The sequence below is a fragment of the Nostoc sp. genome, from assembly GCF_036919675.1.
Classification (GTDB): domain Bacteria; phylum Cyanobacteriota; class Cyanobacteriia; order Cyanobacteriales; family Nostocaceae; genus Nostoc.
Genome location: NZ_JBALCP010000060.1, coordinates 128,954 through 146,313, shown reverse-complemented (window position 1 = coordinate 146,313; position 17,360 = coordinate 128,954). Strand labels below are relative to the sequence as shown.

Sequence of the window (17,360 nt, the reverse complement as noted above, 5' to 3'; positions counted from 1 at the left end):
AAATCTAAAATATAAAATTGTTTTACGACTCGCTACCTATGGCATTTATTGCCCTTTCAATTTGGCTAAAGTCAACGCCAATTGCTCGGAGGGCGTGCCACAGATGACCTTGCAAGAAGAAGAAAGCTAAGAAGAAATGGGCATTTGCTAACCATGCTCTGGAAGTATAACCACCGTTAACTAACTTAATGCTGTCGGCAAAATAAGGACTAACTCCGAGTTTTACTTCCAAGATAGGGCCATAAAATTCCACGGGATAAGCTAAGGTATTTACCGCACAGAAGTAAGCTGCAACAAATCCTGCTAAGGCAATACCGCCTAAAGAGTAGGAAAGGATGGCTTCACCAGAGAAGATTAAAAGCTTTTTCGCCCAAGGTAAAGGCTCTATGAGGATGTGCCAAATACCGCCGCCAATGAGTAACAAGCCTACATATATATGACCGCCGACTAAATCTTCTAAATTGTTAACACTGGCAAAGTGGGTTTGATAGCCATAGATGACTAAGGGGTTAAGGGTGGGGTCGGTGACAACTCGAACATCGTGAATTGTCGAGTCGTACAGTCCTCCCCAGAACATGGCTCTACCTACCAGGAGTAAAGCACCTAATCCCAAGAAAATTAGGTGATGTCCTAAGATAAACCCAAGTTTTTTCGGGTCGTCCCATGCAAAATGAAATTTCCGAGGGCGACCAGTGGCATCTTTTAAGTTTTTTGGACCTTTGAAGGTGTGGAAAAGTGCCCCTGCACCAAGCACAGCAGAGGAGATTAAGTGTAAAGCGCCGATAACGAAATAAGGGTAAGTATCAACTACCTGACCACCTGCGCCCACACCAAAACCTAAGGTGGCTAAGTGGGGAAGCAAAATTAGCCCCTGTTCGCCCATAGGCACTTGGGGATTGAAGCGAGAGATTTCAAACCATGTAAACGCCCCGGCCCAGAGCGTCGTCAGCGCTGCTTGTGCCACATGAGCGCCGATAAATAAGCCCGAGAGGTTGGCGAAGCGGGCGTTACCATTCCACCAATCAAATTTGACGTTGGGATTGCCGTATGTCTGCATTGTTAAGCCGATTAGGAATTGTTGCTAATAATACTCAATTAATTAGTTCTTATTTCAGCAGTTAAATGTCGCGTGAGTTCAACAAATCAGCTAGCACATGTGTAGAACTGAAGCTTTTACCTGAAGGAGGATAGCTTCTTTCAATTTACCGCAGGTGTTACCAATTGTTGTTAGATATCACTTCTTGCCACATCCTCTACTTATTGAAGCTAATTACCAATTATTGAGATTACAAATTTAGTTTATTGAAAGTAATTCTTATTTAGACTATATCTTTACAAAATGTAATCATCAAAACTGGAAGGAAAAATAGACACCACAAGCAAAGCGACAATAGTAACTACTACCGCTCTAACTACTCTTGCCTGCAAGCAAATATCAGTTTTTGCTTGCAGTTTTTTCTGAGGCTGATATCAAGTTTGGATGAACACTTATAATTCAATCCGCTTGGGTTAAGACTTAATCCTCCCTAACCCACGCCAGTCACTCCCCTTAAAAAGGAGGGAATTAGAGCAAGCTTTTTTAAGCGGATTTTATTGCTAATTTGTAGAAGTGCTTAGGGATAGTGCAGATGTTTCCAGTGGCTGCGGATGGTGGCATTGCCAAAAACTCAAAATCTGTTTGCCAACCTGTTCCGGATAGAAGTAGTGAAAAAAATGATACCCTTCTGGGCATTCCCAGAGCTTATCTTCTGGCTTGAACCAATTCAACCAGTCATGTAATGCAGGTGGATTGACTACCGGATCACTCTTGCTACCACATACCATCATTGGCATAGAAACTCCACCCTTGGGTAAATAAACCAACTTAAACAAAGAGTGGGACGAGGGAGATTGTTGTAAATCTTTATCTAAGGCAGCTACTAACTTCTTAGTGATATGAGGTGGTTGATTTCCAAAAAGACTGCGAACGCTGCTTGCCAAAACTAGTTCACGGCTGATCTGAAAAAGTTGTCGTTGAAAGTAATAGTGAGCGTGCCAATTGTTTGCAGGTTGAGCTGCTACAGCCAGTAGAGTGAGCGATCGCACTTTTTGAGGAAATCGACGAGCATAGCTTAAGGCGATCGCACCACCCATACCATGACCTGCAAGATGCACAGGGCGATCGCGGCATTCTAAAAATTCATCCACTAACTCCACAGCTTGATCTATGGAACTGGCTTCATCTTTGGTTTGATGGTATTCCCACTGGGCGACGCTTATATACCCAGATAAGTATTGAAGTAATGGTTCATCAAAACGCTTCAAAATAGGACTAGCATTTAACCACAGAACATCAAATGAATCAGACATAAATACCTATAACTTCTGAATTATCAATTTCAGCTATAAGAGCGATTAGAAAACGCGTCTACACTAGGCTCTACCCATCTGCACGGGTTAAAAAATCTTGATTTTCTAGCCCACGCAGGTGTAGTTCCTGTTTGTGTAGCCGCGTATTCCATTCACCAAGGCTTAAGTTGACTTTCTACAAACCAAATTCTGTCTTCAACTGAGTAACCCAAGTTTTAATTCGCTCGTCTGTTAACTCAGATTGACTACCTTCATCAAGTGCCAATCCGACAAACTTGCCATTTCTCAAAGCTCTAGAATTCTCAAAGTCATACCCTTCAGTTGGCCAGTAACCAACAGTTTTACCGCCCCGCTGGGAAATTTTTTCTTCGATAATTCCAATTGCATCCTGGAAATTATCAGCATAGCCATATTGGTCTCCATCACCAAAATAGGCAACCAGCTTACCTTTAAAATCTATTTCACTCAGATCAGGGAAAAAACTTTCCCAATCGCTCTGAAGTTGACCAATATCCCAAGTGGGAGAGCCAATAATCAGCAATTCATACTGATCAAAAGTGCTAGTATCCGCTTCGTAAATGGGATGTAATGTTACAACATCACCACCAAACTCATCCCGAATTTTTTCAGCATCAGATTCAGTGTTACCGGTTTGAGTACCGTAGAACAGACCAATTTTTTTCGACATATTGTCACCTGATAAGTAGATGGTTGTGTGTTCAAAAGGACTTATGCAACAATAGCCATTCGTCCTGTACGTAAACCTCAAACAAGTTGATGCAACTTAGAAAAACAAACTGCTATTGGTTAACAGCAGGAAGGCAAACAAAGCTCCTCCGCAGCTACCCACTGTCCAGCCAGCATTAAACTCGCTCCAAGACTTAGCCGTTTTCATGTTTTCTGGTAGTTCCCCTTGAGCAGGTTTGCGTTTTTGAAATGACACACTACCATACAACCACAAGCAAATAGACAAAATCAATAGCAGACCAATTGTCGCAAGTAGCCCTGCTTGATTCGCCAACTCCGTATCCCGCAGTGGCCCTAGTTTTACGAACGGTCTAATCAAGAAATAGCCGTGCGCCATACCAATTTCCAGCCCCCGTGAAAAGGGAGACAAGCCTTGACGGTAAATAGGAAGATTTGCCAACAATTTTAGGGTGATATCAGAAGCATTCACCGGGGTGTCGAAATTTCCGATTTCAGGACTCCCCGCAGGATTGATAACTCCCTGCTTAAAATCAAGTCCAGCCGCTATGACACGCACCCTCAAGGCGTGCCAGATATGACCAGCTAAAAAGACAACTGCCAAAGCAAAGTGAGTGGTTGCTAGCCAAGTCCGAACCGTAATCACTCCCGATGCAGTAGTACTCAGTCCTAACGGGCCATAGAACACTGTGGGATAAACGGTATCATTTACCGTTACAAAATATGCTGCCAACAAACCCATGTAAGCCAGAGCGCCCAGGCTATAGGATAGGTAAGCCTCACCAGACCAAAATAGTACCTTTTTCGCCCAACTAAAAGGCTTGGTGAGAATGTGCCAAAATCCCCCGACAATGCAGAGTATTCCTACCCAGATATGTCCACCGATGACATCTTCTAGGTTATTAACTGCTGCCATTCCCTGTTTGCCAAAAGCACCGAAGAGATAGCCAAAGATGCGACCAGGGTTAATAGTCGGTTCAGTAATCACTCGTACAGATGCCACTGCTGGATCATAAAGACCATCCCAAAACAGCGCCTTTGCCACCAACAACCAAGCCCCCAACAACAGCAAATGAATGCCGATGATCGTGGTCATCTTGTCTTCATCTTTCCAGTCGTAGCCAAACAAGCCAGGGAAAGACGGGTTATCATCCAACACTGCTGGGCCTAGAACGGCATGGTAAATGCCACCAGCACCTAGTACAGCAGAACTAATTAGATGTAAAACACCAATGACAACATAAGGATAGGTATCAACAATTTGGCCGCCGTCGCCAACACCGAATCCTAAAGTTGCCAGATGGGGCAGCAAAATTAATCCCTGCTCATACATCGGTCGGGAGAGGTCGTATTTGGTGATTTCAAATAGGGTCATTCCTCCTGCCCAAAGGACAATCAACCCAGCATGAGCAACATGAGCGCCCAAAAGCTTACCCGATAGGTTAATGAATCGGGCATTGCCAGCCCACCAACCGGATTCCTGCGGGATTATCGTTGCAGTTGCCATTGTTAGATTGCCTCCCCACGAGTTGAACGGACGACTCTCCAAGCGCGGAAGTCAAATCCAGCAGCGCGTAAAGCGTGCCAGAGATGCCCTTGAAGAAAGAAGAAACCTAGCCAAAAATGAGCATTCGCCAGCCAAACGCGAGAGGATAGTAAATTTTCACTCTGGAAGTAGGGAAAACGGTCAAACCCAATACTCAGGTCTGGCCCATAAAATTCCGGTGGATAAGCTAGTGTGTTAACAGAGACAAAATAAGCGGCAATAAAACCCATTAGAGCTAAAGCACCCAAGCTGTAAGAAAGGTATGCTTCTCCTGACCAGATAAAAAGCTGCTTTGTCCAACCAAAAGGTTGAGTGGTAATGTGCCAGATACCGCCAGCAATGCAGAGAATGCTGACCCAAATATGACCACCAACCAAGTCTTCCAGGTTGTTGACTCCAGCAATCCAGTGTTTGCCACCGCCACCAAATAAGTAGCCAAAAATGACGACGGAGTTCAAAGTAGGGCTAGAAACTACGCGCACCTCACCCACCGTAGAATCGTACAAGCCGCCAAAGAACATGGCTTTGGCAACCAGTAAGCCTGCTCCCAGACCCAGTAACACTAGGTGAATACCCAGAATAGTGGTCATTTTATTAGCATCTTCCCAGCGATAGCCAAAGAAGGAAAATCTCTCTTCTAAGATGGCAGGCCCACGTAGGGCATGAAAGATACCGCCAAATCCCAGGAAGGCGGAGCTAATTAGGTGCAATACTCCAACGACGAAGTAAGGATAGGTATCTACTATCTGTCCACCACTTCCAACACCCCAACCAAGGGTTGCAAGATGGGGCAATAGAATTAAGCCCTGTTCGTACATTGGTTGCGCTCTGTTGAAGTGGGCAAGTTCAAAAAGGGTTGTTGCACCAGCCCAGAGAACAATTAACCCTGCATGAGCAACGTGAGCGCCCAAAAGTCGTCCTGAGAGGTTGGTTAACCGGGCGTTCCCTGCCCACCAGGGAATTGACTCCGGTTTTTGAACAGCCACGCTTGTCATGGCGTTATCTCCTGAGAAAGTTTGCAAATAACTGAACTAATTAGCTTAATGAATATCTATCTCAAAAAGCCTGAAGATATACTACCAGAGTAATTGCAAAAAATTATCATTTGATTAAGTAAAGTTTTATAAAGGATTTCAGAAACAAACTGAAAAGGCGGGCGATGGTTCATTCCACCCCAACAAAGAGTGGGTTATAAGCCAACTCTTATAAGTGCCTTACGATATCCTCACACAATATTCCGAATGATTACTAGTTTCAAAAAATACATCGGTAAAGGAAGCTAGAGAAAGTAACTTTTTTGTGCATTTTATGAAATTAATCCAAATACTAAAAGTAGCAGTAATTCCGGTTTTGACTGTATTGAGCTTGTTGTCTGCATCAAATAAAGTACTAGCTGACTATTTAACTAGTCAGGGTTCAGGAGGTAATTACCGTTATGAATTATAGTGGTTCTCAATTGCATCCAAACAAAACCGCATAATTCGTAGTTCGGAATTCGTAATTAAAAAATTCAATTACGAATTCCGAATTACAAATTACAAATTACACTTCGGCAGGTTGATATTCTTGTTGTCTTTCCACAAACGCCTGAACACGGCTGCGGTAGTTTCTTACAGTCTCATCTACCCAATCGCGATCGTTGCTATTTGCATACAAATGCACCAGTGGTTCGCTGGCATCTGGTAAAACTAACAGCCAACTGTCATCGTAGGGTTGACAAATTTTCACTCCATCGATGAGTTCTAGGTTTTGGGCTGGGTGAGTTTCTACTAAGTAACGCATCAAAGCACCCTTGGCTGTCCAGGGGCAGCGGATTGTATAAGTTTTGTGAATTACACGGGGCAATTCTGACCGCGCAGCAGCGAGCGATCGCTCCTGGATAGTCAACATCTCAATTATCTTAGCAATGCAGAACATGGAATCAAATCCTGGATGCAGTTGTGGAAAAATAAAACCAGTTTCTCCACTTCCTCCCAGCACTACATTTGGATTTTTCTGACAAGCCTCCATCAAAGCTGTAGGGTTGGCTTTGGTGCGAATCACTCTGCCATCGTGGCGACGGGCGACTTGTTCAATAGCACTGGAAGCATGAACTGGCACTACTACTGTTCCTCTGGGGTTAGCCGTCAGAATCATGTCCACCATCAGTGCTGTTAAAGTTTCCCCACGAATTGGGTAGCCTGATTCATCAACTAAAATCAGCTGTTCTCCATTAGCCGTGACTTGCACACCAAAGTTAGCTTTCAATGCCTCGACTACATGACCTAACTGAGTCAGCAGTCCTTCTCGGTCAGTTACTGACATCGCCGTTTTATTAACACTGGCATTCAGCACCACCGCATCAGCACCAAATTTATCCAACATTTGGGGTAAAACTGCCCCCGATACGGCATAAACATAGTCAATCACCACTTTTGCCCGACTGTTGCGGAGTGTATGAACGTGCAACAGCTTCTCAAAGGCTGTACAGTAGCGGTCAATCACTTGGCTGGGGTAAGATACATCGCCAATTTCATGAATTAGCGCCCGTCGCATATCCTCCTTAAAGTAAGCCCCTTCAATTTTCTTTTCTAGGGCTTTGGAAATATTAATCCCCTTGGCATCCATGAATTCAATCAAAATGTAGTCGGGGCGATCGGGGTGTACCCGCACATGGATACCACCAGCTACCGACATTGTGGGTATAACCGTGCGGGCAATGGGGATAGCTGTAGCATCAAGGTTTTGAATATCAATACCTACTGACATCAAACCAGCAATCAGCGATCGCGTCACCATCCGAGAGACATTACGCTGGTCACGAGAAACCGTTACCTTAGAAGCAGGTTTTAAGGTAGAACCGTAAGCAGCTCCCAATTTTACGGCGAATTCTGGGGTGAGGTCGATATTAGCTAATCCTTGCACACCACGTTGCCCAAATAAATTCCGTTGGGCGGTGTTCCCCCAAATCAAGTTAATATTTAAAATTGCCCCTGACTCAATCTTTTTACTGGGCCAAACACGGACGCCGGGGCTAATTTGGGCTTCTTCTCCCACCGTAGAAAGCGAACCGACAACAGCAGCTTCTAATACTTGAGCGCGGCGGTCTACACGAGTCCCACGGGAAATCACACAGGCAGAAAGAGCTGCTTCCTCGCCAATGAATGCTCCATTCCACACTATGGGACGTTTGAGATTCGCATCAGCACCAATAGTGACATTATCGCCAATTACGGTTCCTGGCTCAATCTGTACTCTTGCACCGATGCGGCAATTATCACCAATCACTGCTGGGGTTTGAATCACAGCCGTTTGGTCGATGTAAGTATTTTGACCCACCCATAATTTAGGGGAAACTTCTTTATAGGCACAATCCAGTTGCACTTTCTGATCTAAGGCGTCATACTGAGCCTCACGATAGGCATCTAAGTGACCAACATCACACCAGTAACCTTGAGCAATGTAACCATACATTGGCTCATCTTTTGCTAGTAACAAAGGGAATAAGTCTTTGGAAAAGTCAGATTCAGTGTTTGCTGGCATATATTCCAAAACTTCTGGTTCGAGAATGTAAGTGCCAGTGTTGACGGTATCAGAAAAAATTTCACTACTAGAGGGTTTTTCTAAAAATCGCCGAATCCGTGCTTCCTGATCGGTAATCACCACTCCAAATTCAATCGGGTTGGGAACCCTGGTTAAAATCAAAGTAGCTTTTGACTTTTTTTGTTTGTGGAATGCGATCGCTGCCGTGAGGTCAAAATCTGTTATGCTATCACCGCTAATGACTAAAAAGGTTTCATCAAGGAGTTCGGCAATGTTTTTCACACAGCCTGCTGTACCCAAAGGCTGATCTTCTTCGACAGCATAGGTCATCTGGACACCAAAATCACTGCCATCTTGAAAATAGTCTCGCAAGACATCAGGTAAATAATGCAATGTTGCAATAACTTCTGTAATTTGGTGTCGTTTGAGAAGATTGATAATATGTTCGGCAATTGGTCGATTTAGAATGGGCACCATCGGTTTGGGGAGATCGCAAGTTAACGGGCGAAGCCGCGTTCCCGAACCGCCTGCCATCAGTACTGCACGCATAAATCCTCCTTCTTCGCTATTTACAGCCTTCGCTGCTTCAAGACCCATGAGATATGTTTTGTTCTTCCTTCTTTAGTTTCCTATGGATCTTGATATTTGACGAACTTCCACAAGATGCATCTAGATTAGGGCATTGGGCACTTGTACTGAGCTTGTCATGAGCGTAGCCGTTGGTGCAGCCTCTCCAAGAGTTGGGCGACTTGTGCCGAGCAAAGCCGAGGTAAGCCGTTGGCGCAGCCTCTCGTAGAGAAGTATCGGGCATGGAGCATTGGAAGCTTTGAGGTTCTGAGGTGGATGAACGAGTATCAAAGGTGGATGAACGAGTATCAAAGGTGGATGAATGAGTATCAAAGGTGGATGAACGCGTATCAAAGGTTGATGAATCCAGTTTTAACTCTCCCCTGCTCCCTCATCCCCCATTCCCCAGCTTATTAACTCTGCTGGCAATGATAAAGTTGATATTCGTAGCCGTTTATGCTTGGCAAAGATTGAGTATCAGACTTAACGCATGTTTTGACGGTTTCTGCTACGGGTGCGTGAAAGTTTACCAGCCACAAGTCAAAAGGTCGTGGTAATTTCTTTAAAGTATTTTCCAAAGCAATGGTGGAAGTATTCGGGTCTTGGTCTTGATGGGCAAGAAGAAACAAAGGTTTTTGAGGTAAATTGGCAAGTTTAATCTCTCTAGCTACCCCCATCATTTCCCCAGTATGTACATAAGTTTTGTGGGTAGTGGCAATCAGTACTGGCACTGGGGATATTTGTTGGATTAGTTGCACAAAAAGGTCAGGGCGATAATATTTTTGATAGCCGAGATTGCAGAATACTGTAACTGCACTAAAAAATCCCATTAACCAAATTAACATCACGGCTTTTTTCCCGTTTATCCCCCATTTACCTATGCTTTTTATGCCATTTTTCCCTTGTTCTCTTCCCATCAATTTCTTGGGAGGATGCCAACACACTGCCAGACTTGCCCCTAGTAAAATAACAATGGCGGGAAAGTAAACAAAGTTATAGCGAGCACCCCTGGTCAAGTCAATCCCCAAAAAGTACGTAAAAATAAAGAATAAAGCGATCGCACTGATAACGACTCCAGCAAACACCTGAATCATAATCCGGGTTTCTGGGTGCTGTAGTTGAATCTTGATCCCACGCAGCAAAATTGGTACTGCCCAAATAAAGAAAGTCAACATTACCAGTCCAGAAGGAATCACAACCAATAGCTGTGAAGATTCAACTGGCATCAGGGAAATCATTGCAATCAATGTTCCTAAAGCTTGAAAAATTGGGCTGAACCAATCTAGTCCGACGCGAGAACCTCGAATCCACTCGGTCAAATTATCACGATTTCTATTTTCTAAAAAGATTGGTAGCCAAATTAAACTCGCAACAATTGTACCTGTAGCAACGGCATAGATGCGCGGCCAGGGAGGAGAGAATAAAAGAGAAAATTTGCTCCTAGTCTGCAATTGATGCCAAGCAAGAAAAATCAAAACTACACCTTCTGTGCAGAGGGTGAGAGTGAAGAAGTAATGAGTAGCAACACCTAAAGCATTAATTCCTACCCAGAGAAGTGCTATCCAGATGGGTAAAAGTGTGCGGTTTTGAATATGACGGGTGGCAATTATTAAGCAGGTAAGGGAAACAGTTACCCATAAGGCTGCCAAACTGTATTGGCGTGCTTCTTGTGCTAAAAAGACGCCGTAGGGTGATACTGCCATCATGGCAGCAGCCAAGTGTCCCACTAATGGCGAACGAAACGCTAGCCTACCTAATATGTAAATACATGGAATAGAGGCAGCACCGATTATAGCTGGTAGCGATCGCGCAGCAAACAGCGATACTAATCCTCCTTCGCTGGGAAATAATTTCATCCACAAGTAAGCCAGCACAAAATACAGTGGTGGATGGTTATCTTGTGTAACTAAGTTATGAATGACATCACCAATACTAGCTGCTGGGTTTGGTTGCAGTGGTTGCAATAGGATATCAGGTGCGATCGCTTGATCTAAGGGTACTGATAAAAAAGTATTCCCCAAGCTAAACACCAGCGTAGAAAACTCATCAGTCCAAGGAGGCTTTGCAGTCAAGTTGGCTAGGCGCAAGTTGATGCCGATGATCAACCACATCAAGTTCAGCAATGGGTGAAGCCAGGAAGGAGGGAGACGAGTCTGCCAATGATGCCAATGCTTGTGTTGTAAGCCAGAGTTTGTATCTGCCAGAGACAGGAAATGGGTAGCATAGGCAGGTAGCAACGAGATAATTTTTCTGTAAAAATCAAATGCACCTTGAAAAAAAACTCTCATTGCTGGTCCTCACAGGAATGGATTTGTAGATTTGACGTTTGAGATTTAAGTTCGTTCTAAAGTCTAAAAACAAAAATCAAAATCTCAAATCCCTCGTTGTGATTATTTCACGTCGGTGACGCGCCAGCTAAGTTTCAAATTAATCCAAAAATTCCAGATGGTAGCAACTGCGATCGCTATCAACTTAGCTAAATACTGATTTATCCCCAAGACATTATAGAGAAAGTTAATTATTAGAGCTTGTAATATAACTCCTGCCAAACAGATCACACTGAACTTCAAGAATCGCTTAAAACGTTGATGCGGATCACGTTGCCTCCGAGAAATATCACCAAAAGTCCATAAATCATTCCATAGAAAATTATTTATGATTGCCACTCCGGCCGAAAGAATCGTACTGCGAGTTAAACCTAAATGAATCACGGTACGCAGCAAGTAAAACACCGTTAAATCTACAAACACACCACTAAAGCCAACCAACCCAAAGCGGAGGAATCGACCAACGGGGAAATTGACTTTTCTACTCAATCGTCCGACTCGCCCTGTGGAAAGCCGCAACCGCACTAAGTGGTGGATGTAATCTATATATTGCTTCCATGTAACTTTACTCTCACCCTCTTTGCGTTCGCAGAACACATACCCAACTTCGGCAACTTGGTCTACTTTTCCCCGCCCGATTACTTCTAGGAGAATTTTGTATCCGACTGGATTGAGTGTTGCATTGGCGATCGCACTCCGGCGTACCATAAAATAACCACTCATGGGGTCGGAAACTCTGCCCAGTACCCCTGGTAAAATCACTAAGCCTAACAACTGAGCGCCACGAGACAAGAAACGCCTGACAACACTCCAGCTACTTACACCGCCTCCTTCTACATGACGGCTGGCTACTGCTATATCTGCTCCCTGCTCAATACTACGCAACAGTTGCATCAGCACCTCTGGTGGATGCTGCAAATCTCCATCAATCACCCCCAACACACTCCCCGTAGCTGCTTGCCACCCACGAATCACTGCTGAGGACAGCCCCCGTTCCTGTTGGCGTCGCATCACCCGCAACTGTGGGTATTCTTTCGTCAAGGATTCTGCTACTTCCCAAGTTCGGTCTGGGCTATCATCGTCCACCACAATCAACTCATACTTTCCTGGAATAGATTCATCCAGTAACTGACTCAATATGCTAACCACATTCTTAATGTTGTCACGCTCTTTGTAAGTAGGAATTACTAGGGAAAGATGGGTAGATTCACTACTTGTACCCACACCGTTAGGGGGCAACTCTGAAATCTTTAGTGGGCCAGTTGGTACTGTTAACAGCGAGTTGGATGAGTTTGTCTTCATAATTTCACATTACAGAACGAGGATGTGTAAAGACCGAGGGAAATCAAGCCAAACATCTGCTGGCTTTCTTGACTAAACCTGGTTAGTCAAAATTTAATGAATACTTTTGTTACAGTTAGCTGTTCTGAAAAGTTTAGTAATTCCCGCACCTCAATTCAAAATATTTACCTAAACTTCATCTAAACTTTAAATTTTACCACTCGTTTTCATCGTACTATTTCAGTTTTTATGGAATCTTTTTATACAAAAAACTATTTAATACTGTACCATTAAGTCAGCTAAGTCAGCAAATATACAGTTTATCAAGACTATGTGAAGATTTTTTAGTATTTAGTAAGGCTAATATACCAATCCAAAATCATTAGTGAGAAAATAGAGAAATAAATATAAAGTAGTGATTGCGACTAAATGAAAAATGTAGTAGTGGGTGAAATCACTAAAAGACTCGCACTTTTGGGGCGCATGGCTTTGCGCCCCTACTGAGAGGTTATTTGAAAAGTGTTTACCCGTGATTTTAGGCACTTATTGATCTCCCCTAACCCACGCCAGTCGCTCATGGGGAGCCACTGCGTTGGGTGGGCAATCCCCGACTTGTACCCCTGGAAGCAAGCTACGCGCAGCATCTCACGCCACTTGCTACAACTTTTGTCACCACCAAGGGCGCAGGGCTGCCCCTTCTCACATTGCCAAAGCCTAATGCCTGCCGTAGGATGCCCGAACGCAAGAGCGTCTCCTGTCTAGAGAAGGGCTGTAGGGAGAAGCAAGTGGCGTAGATTTAGGGGGATCTAAAAGCTTTTGCTTTTCGCTTAGAGAACTTTTAAAACATCCTTTAAGACAGATGTGTTTCAACGCGCTTTGGTAGTGTCTGGTGGTCAGCATTTAAATAGACAGCAATATTCAGCCGCTTTTACAAGATGGTGCTACTTTAGACCAGTTGGGTTTACCGATAGACTGGTGATTGCAGATGAGGGGAGTGGGGAGTAGGGGGAGATAGAAAAGATGAGGGAGATGAGGGGAATAACCCATGCCCAATGCCTAATCCCTCTACTTAGTTCCTTTTTTACTCATAATACTGGATACTATATTCTGGGTTTTATTGCTGTTGGGGTGTTAATGTCTATTTCACATAAATATACTGTTATTGCTTTTGTTAGCCTGAGCATTGCTTTGTTCATTACTAGTTGCAACGGAAATAAAGTCTCCCAGTGCCAGCGACTGATTCGAGTTGTGAATGCTGGAACTTCTTTGATTGATAAAAATAAAGGAACGCAAGTGATCACCAGCTTACAACTGTCTAAAGATTTAGAATTTGTAACTAAATCCATTGGGGAACTGAAGTTAACAGACCCCAAGCTGAAAGAATTTCAAAGCAGTTTTGTCAAAATTTTTCAGAATCTCAGTGAAGCGATCGCCAAAGCAGCTAGGGCACTTGGTGCGACTAAAACAGCAGAAGCCTCGGCATCGGGTAGAGAAAAAATTGAAAAGGCAAGAGTCGAAATTGATTCAGCACTGACAGCAGCTACAACTGTTGGCAAGCAGTCCGATACCTTAGTGAATGAAATGAATAAGTATTGTAGCCAGCCAGAATAATCCAATTTGGTGAATTCGTTAGTTCTGAAGGGATTACACGATTATTTTAGGTCTCTTGGCAAAAGCTTTAGGATGCTTCTGGAACTCGAGTTGGGCAAAAGAAAATCAATCTAATAGCCAGGACAAGGGCAACATTCCCATAAAAAAAGTCCACAGTCAGTTATTGTGCGGCGTTTTTGTGGCTGAGACTTTCTTTCTGTGGTAAATTTTACCCTAATGATTTTTCTGGCTATACTATTGATTTAAGCTGATTGATTGATAAATTTCATCCCCCAATATGAAAGATATAAAAACTCGAAATTTCATACATATATCATATCAGTGTGCATTTTCTTTCAAATGACACAAAAGCCTTGTCTGGTCTTGGAGGAAATAAATTTCCTGGGGGTACAAAAATTTCATCAGTCAATCACTGAGGTTAATACTAACACTACAGAGTGAATCTAGATCAATCAAACGTCTTCTGAGTTAGCACCTATGAAAGAAGAATTGATAGCCAGAGTTGTGCAGGTCTTGCGAATTAATATGAGTTGGATGACTTGGAATTTATTTCTGGCTTTTATACCTTTAGCTTTGAGTGTGTGGCTATTTCGCATCAAGCGTGGTGGCACTTGGCTTTGGTGGCTGGGATTCTTAGTTTTCTACGCTTTCTTACCGAATGCACCGTATTTGTTGACTGATGTAATTCACTTGATAGACGATATCCGCACAATTCAATCGATTTGGATGATTACTTTGGTACTCATTCCTGTGTATTTGTTAGTAATTTTAGGTGGATTTGAAGCTTATGTAATTTCGTTAATTAATTGGGGTTACTATTTACATCGCATTGACAAAAGCCAATGGATTTGGCGCTTTGAGTTGATCACACATTTTCTCTGCGCTGTTGGTGTTTATTGGGGGCGATTTTTGCGTTTCAACAGTTGGGATTTTATTACTCAACCCGATGCTGTACTAACCAAAGGAGTAGAAGAAATTCTTGGGAAACAGCCCCTAGTAATTATTGCTATCACCTTTGTGGTACTAGCCGGTTTGTACTGGATTATGAAACGAGTAACTTTAGGTCTTAGCCAACCAGATAGTAAAATAGGGATAAACTCAGGACGCGCAAACTCTAACACGCCAAATGTTTGATGTTCGTGGCAATTTGGGCTTTGAGATTTGGGGTTTTAATTAGTAATTCTCCTGAGAAATATTTCCTGTTAAAAGAAAGATGCAACTAAACCATTTTTGAGGTGAAATAAACTTAGAAACAAACGGTTGGACTTCAACCGCCACCATCTGAGAATAACGTCCTATCAGATCATTGAATATCGATGGTCTGGTCTGATGTATGTGATCACGTTGATAGGAGGGGATATGAAATTAATCTCTAGAGAGGAAATAAAGACATTAATAGAGCAGCCAAAATGAAATTGTGTTTCAATTTATATGCCAACGCACCCAGCGGGACCAGAAATGCGACAAGATCCAATTCGCTTTAAAAATTTGGTCAAGGAAGCGGAGACTCGTTTAATTGATGCGGGTTTGGAACAGAAAGAAGCGATCGCATTGTTGGAAAAATCCCATGAAATTGATACCCAAGAGTTTTGGGAGCAAATGGGAGAGCAAGGGCTAGCGATTTTTATTTCTGAAAATATTTTTCGCTATTATACCCTGCCAATTGATTTTCAAGAATTGGTCGTGGTTACAGACCGATTTCACATCAAGCCACTGCTGCCAATTTTAAATGGCAATGGTCGTTTCTATATGCTGGCTTTGAGCCAAAAAGCTGTCAGGTTCTTTGAAGGAACACGCTACAGCGTCAATGAGGTGGAAGTAGAAAATCTCCCTAAAAGTCTAGATGAAGCTCTGCAAAAAGACGATACTGCCAAAGAGGGTCAGTTCCGCATCGCAACATCAAAAGGGGGAACCGCCAATTCTTTTTCACAGCCGGGTACGTTTCACGGGCAAGGAAGCCCCGACAGGGATAAACACCAAGAAGACATAGTACAATTCTTTCAGATCATTGATGGCGCATTGCACGAAAAACTGCGAGAGCAAAAAGCCCCTTTGGTACTGGCTGGGGTAGAGTATCTCTTGCCCCTGTATAAACAGGCAAATACTTACCAGCATTTGATGGATGAAGCTATCACTGGTAATCCAGAAATTCTCAGCGCCCAAGAGTTACATAATCAAACTTGGCCAATTGTCGAGGCTGATTTTCAGAAGTCCCAGCAAGGATTTTTGGAACAATTTCACGAATTGTTTGGTGGTGATACTGGTAAGGCATCTAACAACCTCCAAGAAATTGTCTCAGCAGCTTATTACCAACGAGTAGATTCATTACTAGTTGCAGTTGGTCAGCAACAGTGGGGTTTATTCGATCCAACCTCAGAAACAGTTTATTTGCACCCAGAAAAAGAGACTGGTGATGAGGATTTGTTAGATTTTGTTGCTGTTCATACCTTATTAAACCGTGGCACGGTTTATGCTGTTCCCCCAGAACAGATTCCATATAGCATACCTGTTGCGGCAATTTACCGATATTGAACATTTTGGCGGTGTTATATAAAGTTGAATCTGCTATAGCAGTTTTAAATGAGTTGTCAGAAAATTCACCTTTGGCTAAAGCCGTCCCCATTATGAAGCTACGGTGTACGCACAAGTTAAAAAAAGCTCAATTTCCCATTGTTCTCTCGTTCCTATGCGGAGCATAGGAATGGCTGATTAGGGGCTGCTGCCTCAAGTTAGATATTGAGTCAGAGCCTCAATGAATGCATTCCCATGCAGAGCATGGAAACGAGGAAAATGTGTATTGAGATCCCTTATATCAGTACTTGTTGCAACATGCAAAGATAAACTGTTACGCTTTTAGGTGCGTTACCTCGTTCGGGGTAACACACCTAAAAGCGTGACACAGCTAATTTATTGTATTACCAATGGACAGGTAAGATGCCCATACCACAAGAAAATTTAGCTTTTATACTTGAATTTATTACAATTATTTTAGTTGTGTTGCACTACTACAGCCTAATCTCTAACTCCGAGCTATATTTGCTTGGCATTATTGATTAAGTATACTCTTAAAAGATTCGATTTGTTTCACATTCAAAGCAATCTGTGTCTCTAGTTCCTGAATCTTTTTCTCTATTTTTTGCCTTAAATCATCATTTTTCGGGTCTTTAACCGTCTGCTCTTGGGCAACCCCATTATTAGGATAGTAAAACAAACCACTATTATCGCGGCAAATATTTTTAAGCGTGAAGGCATTATTAGCTGTCTGTTCAGGAAGCCCTGTCTCTAGGGCTAACTGTTTAGCCGTGGATCGCCTTTCTGGATACTGTTTCATGTGTGTAACCAGTTTACTCGTGTTTGAGTTGGGCTTTTTAGGAGACTTGATTTGTGCTACCATTATCTCATTTTTTATAATTTTGTTTAGCTTTACTAATCTAGATTAGTAAGGCTTTTTT

General features: G+C 43.0%; 12 protein-coding genes and 1 pseudogene. 4 read left to right on the top strand and 9 right to left on the bottom strand.

Annotated elements, in window-relative coordinates; genetic code table 11:
* Nucleotides 1-22 precede the first annotated feature (22 nt).
* The 6 genes from V7K49_RS12430 to V7K49_RS12405 all read right to left on the bottom strand — a co-directional run bounded on the left by V7K49_RS12430 (nucleotide 23) and on the right by V7K49_RS12405 (nucleotide 8,671).
* Complete coding sequence (locus V7K49_RS12430) at nucleotides 23-1,057, bottom strand: chlorophyll a/b binding light-harvesting protein (RefSeq protein WP_335205733.1); 1,035 nt, start codon at nucleotides 1,055-1,057, stop codon at nucleotides 23-25.
* Between the two features lie 539 nt (nucleotides 1,058-1,596).
* Nucleotides 1,597-2,349: an alpha/beta hydrolase gene (locus V7K49_RS12425; protein ID WP_335065883.1), complete on the bottom strand. Its 753-nt coding sequence runs from the start codon at nucleotides 2,347-2,349 to the stop codon at nucleotides 1,597-1,599.
* Nucleotides 2,350-2,524: 175 nt separating this feature from the next.
* Complete coding sequence (fldA, locus tag V7K49_RS12420; protein WP_335205732.1) at nucleotides 2,525-3,037, bottom strand: flavodoxin FldA; 513 nt, start codon at nucleotides 3,035-3,037, stop codon at nucleotides 2,525-2,527.
* 96 nt (nucleotides 3,038-3,133) lie between these two features.
* Entirely contained in the window at nucleotides 3,134-4,561 is a 1,428-nt protein-coding gene (locus V7K49_RS12415) for a chlorophyll a/b binding light-harvesting protein (RefSeq protein WP_335205731.1), read from the bottom strand.
* Nucleotides 4,562-4,563: 2 nt separating this feature from the next.
* Nucleotides 4,564-5,595: a chlorophyll a/b binding light-harvesting protein gene (locus tag V7K49_RS12410; RefSeq protein ID WP_335205730.1), complete on the bottom strand. Its 1,032-nt coding sequence runs from the start codon at nucleotides 5,593-5,595 to the stop codon at nucleotides 4,564-4,566.
* Nucleotides 5,596-6,142: 547 nt separating this feature from the next.
* Nucleotides 6,143-8,671 carry a mannose-1-phosphate guanyltransferase gene (locus tag V7K49_RS12405; RefSeq protein ID WP_335205762.1) on the bottom strand — a complete coding sequence of 843 codons (2,529 nt, stop codon included), beginning with the start codon at nucleotides 8,669-8,671 and terminating at the stop codon, nucleotides 6,143-6,145.
* Between the two features lie 228 nt (nucleotides 8,672-8,899).
* Between V7K49_RS12405 and V7K49_RS12400 the strand changes: the two genes are divergently transcribed.
* Nucleotides 8,900-9,106, top strand: coding sequence for a hypothetical protein (locus V7K49_RS12400; protein ID WP_335205729.1), 207 nt, complete (start codon nucleotides 8,900-8,902; stop codon nucleotides 9,104-9,106).
* Here the strand turns inward: V7K49_RS12400 and V7K49_RS12395 are convergent.
* Complete coding sequence (locus tag V7K49_RS12395) at nucleotides 9,103-10,977, bottom strand: glycosyltransferase family 39 protein (protein ID WP_335205728.1); 1,875 nt, start codon at nucleotides 10,975-10,977, stop codon at nucleotides 9,103-9,105. The genes V7K49_RS12400 and V7K49_RS12395 overlap by 4 nt on opposite strands.
* A 102-nt stretch (nucleotides 10,978-11,079) precedes the next feature.
* Nucleotides 11,080-12,318: a glycosyltransferase gene (locus tag V7K49_RS12390; protein ID WP_334867455.1), complete on the bottom strand. Its 1,239-nt coding sequence runs from the start codon at nucleotides 12,316-12,318 to the stop codon at nucleotides 11,080-11,082.
* A 1,113-nt stretch (nucleotides 12,319-13,431) separates the two neighbouring features.
* Between V7K49_RS12390 and V7K49_RS12380 the strand changes: the two genes are divergently transcribed.
* The 3 genes and pseudogenes from V7K49_RS12380 (at nucleotide 13,432) to V7K49_RS12370 (ending at nucleotide 16,440) form a co-directional block, all read left to right on the top strand.
* On the top strand, nucleotides 13,432-13,908 hold the full coding sequence (locus V7K49_RS12380; protein WP_273768789.1) for a hypothetical protein: 477 nt from the start codon (nucleotides 13,432-13,434) through the stop codon (nucleotides 13,906-13,908).
* A 477-nt stretch (nucleotides 13,909-14,385) separates the two neighbouring features.
* Nucleotides 14,386-15,042: a DUF1361 domain-containing protein gene (locus tag V7K49_RS12375; RefSeq protein ID WP_334867457.1), complete on the top strand. Its 657-nt coding sequence runs from the start codon at nucleotides 14,386-14,388 to the stop codon at nucleotides 15,040-15,042.
* A gap of 225 nt (nucleotides 15,043-15,267) precedes the next feature.
* Nucleotides 15,268-16,440, top strand: a pseudogene (locus V7K49_RS12370) (baeRF6 domain-containing protein).
* A gap of 514 nt (nucleotides 16,441-16,954) precedes the next feature.
* Here V7K49_RS12370 and V7K49_RS12365 read toward each other — a convergent pair.
* Nucleotides 16,955-17,239 (bottom strand): hypothetical protein, encoded by a 285-nt coding sequence (locus tag V7K49_RS12365; RefSeq protein ID WP_335205727.1) that lies wholly within the window; start codon nucleotides 17,237-17,239, stop codon nucleotides 16,955-16,957.
* Nucleotides 17,240-17,360: the final 121 nt, after the last annotated feature.

Coding starts and splice junctions, on each gene's coding strand:
- V7K49_RS12390 (WP_334867455.1), bottom strand. CDS start 12,318: ATGAAGACAAACTCATCCAACTCGCTGTTAACAGTACCAACTGGCCCA.
- V7K49_RS12430 (WP_335205733.1), bottom strand. CDS start 1,057: ATGCAGACATACGGCAATCCCAACGTCAAATTTGATTGGTGGAATGGT.
- V7K49_RS12395 (WP_335205728.1), bottom strand. CDS start 10,977: ATGAGAGTTTTTTTTCAAGGTGCATTTGATTTTTACAGAAAAATTATC.
- V7K49_RS12375 (WP_334867457.1), top strand. CDS start 14,386: ATGAAAGAAGAATTGATAGCCAGAGTTGTGCAGGTCTTGCGAATTAAT.
- V7K49_RS12410 (WP_335205730.1), bottom strand. CDS start 5,595: ATGACAAGCGTGGCTGTTCAAAAACCGGAGTCAATTCCCTGGTGGGCA.
- V7K49_RS12405 (WP_335205762.1), bottom strand. CDS start 8,671: ATGCGTGCAGTACTGATGGCAGGCGGTTCGGGAACGCGGCTTCGCCCG.
- fldA (WP_335205732.1), bottom strand. CDS start 3,037: ATGTCGAAAAAAATTGGTCTGTTCTACGGTACTCAAACCGGTAACACT.
- V7K49_RS12380 (WP_273768789.1), top strand. CDS start 13,432: ATGTCTATTTCACATAAATATACTGTTATTGCTTTTGTTAGCCTGAGC.
- V7K49_RS12425 (WP_335065883.1), bottom strand. CDS start 2,349: ATGTCTGATTCATTTGATGTTCTGTGGTTAAATGCTAGTCCTATTTTG.
- V7K49_RS12365 (WP_335205727.1), bottom strand. CDS start 17,239: ATGAAACAGTATCCAGAAAGGCGATCCACGGCTAAACAGTTAGCCCTA.
- V7K49_RS12415 (WP_335205731.1), bottom strand. CDS start 4,561: ATGGCAACTGCAACGATAATCCCGCAGGAATCCGGTTGGTGGGCTGGC.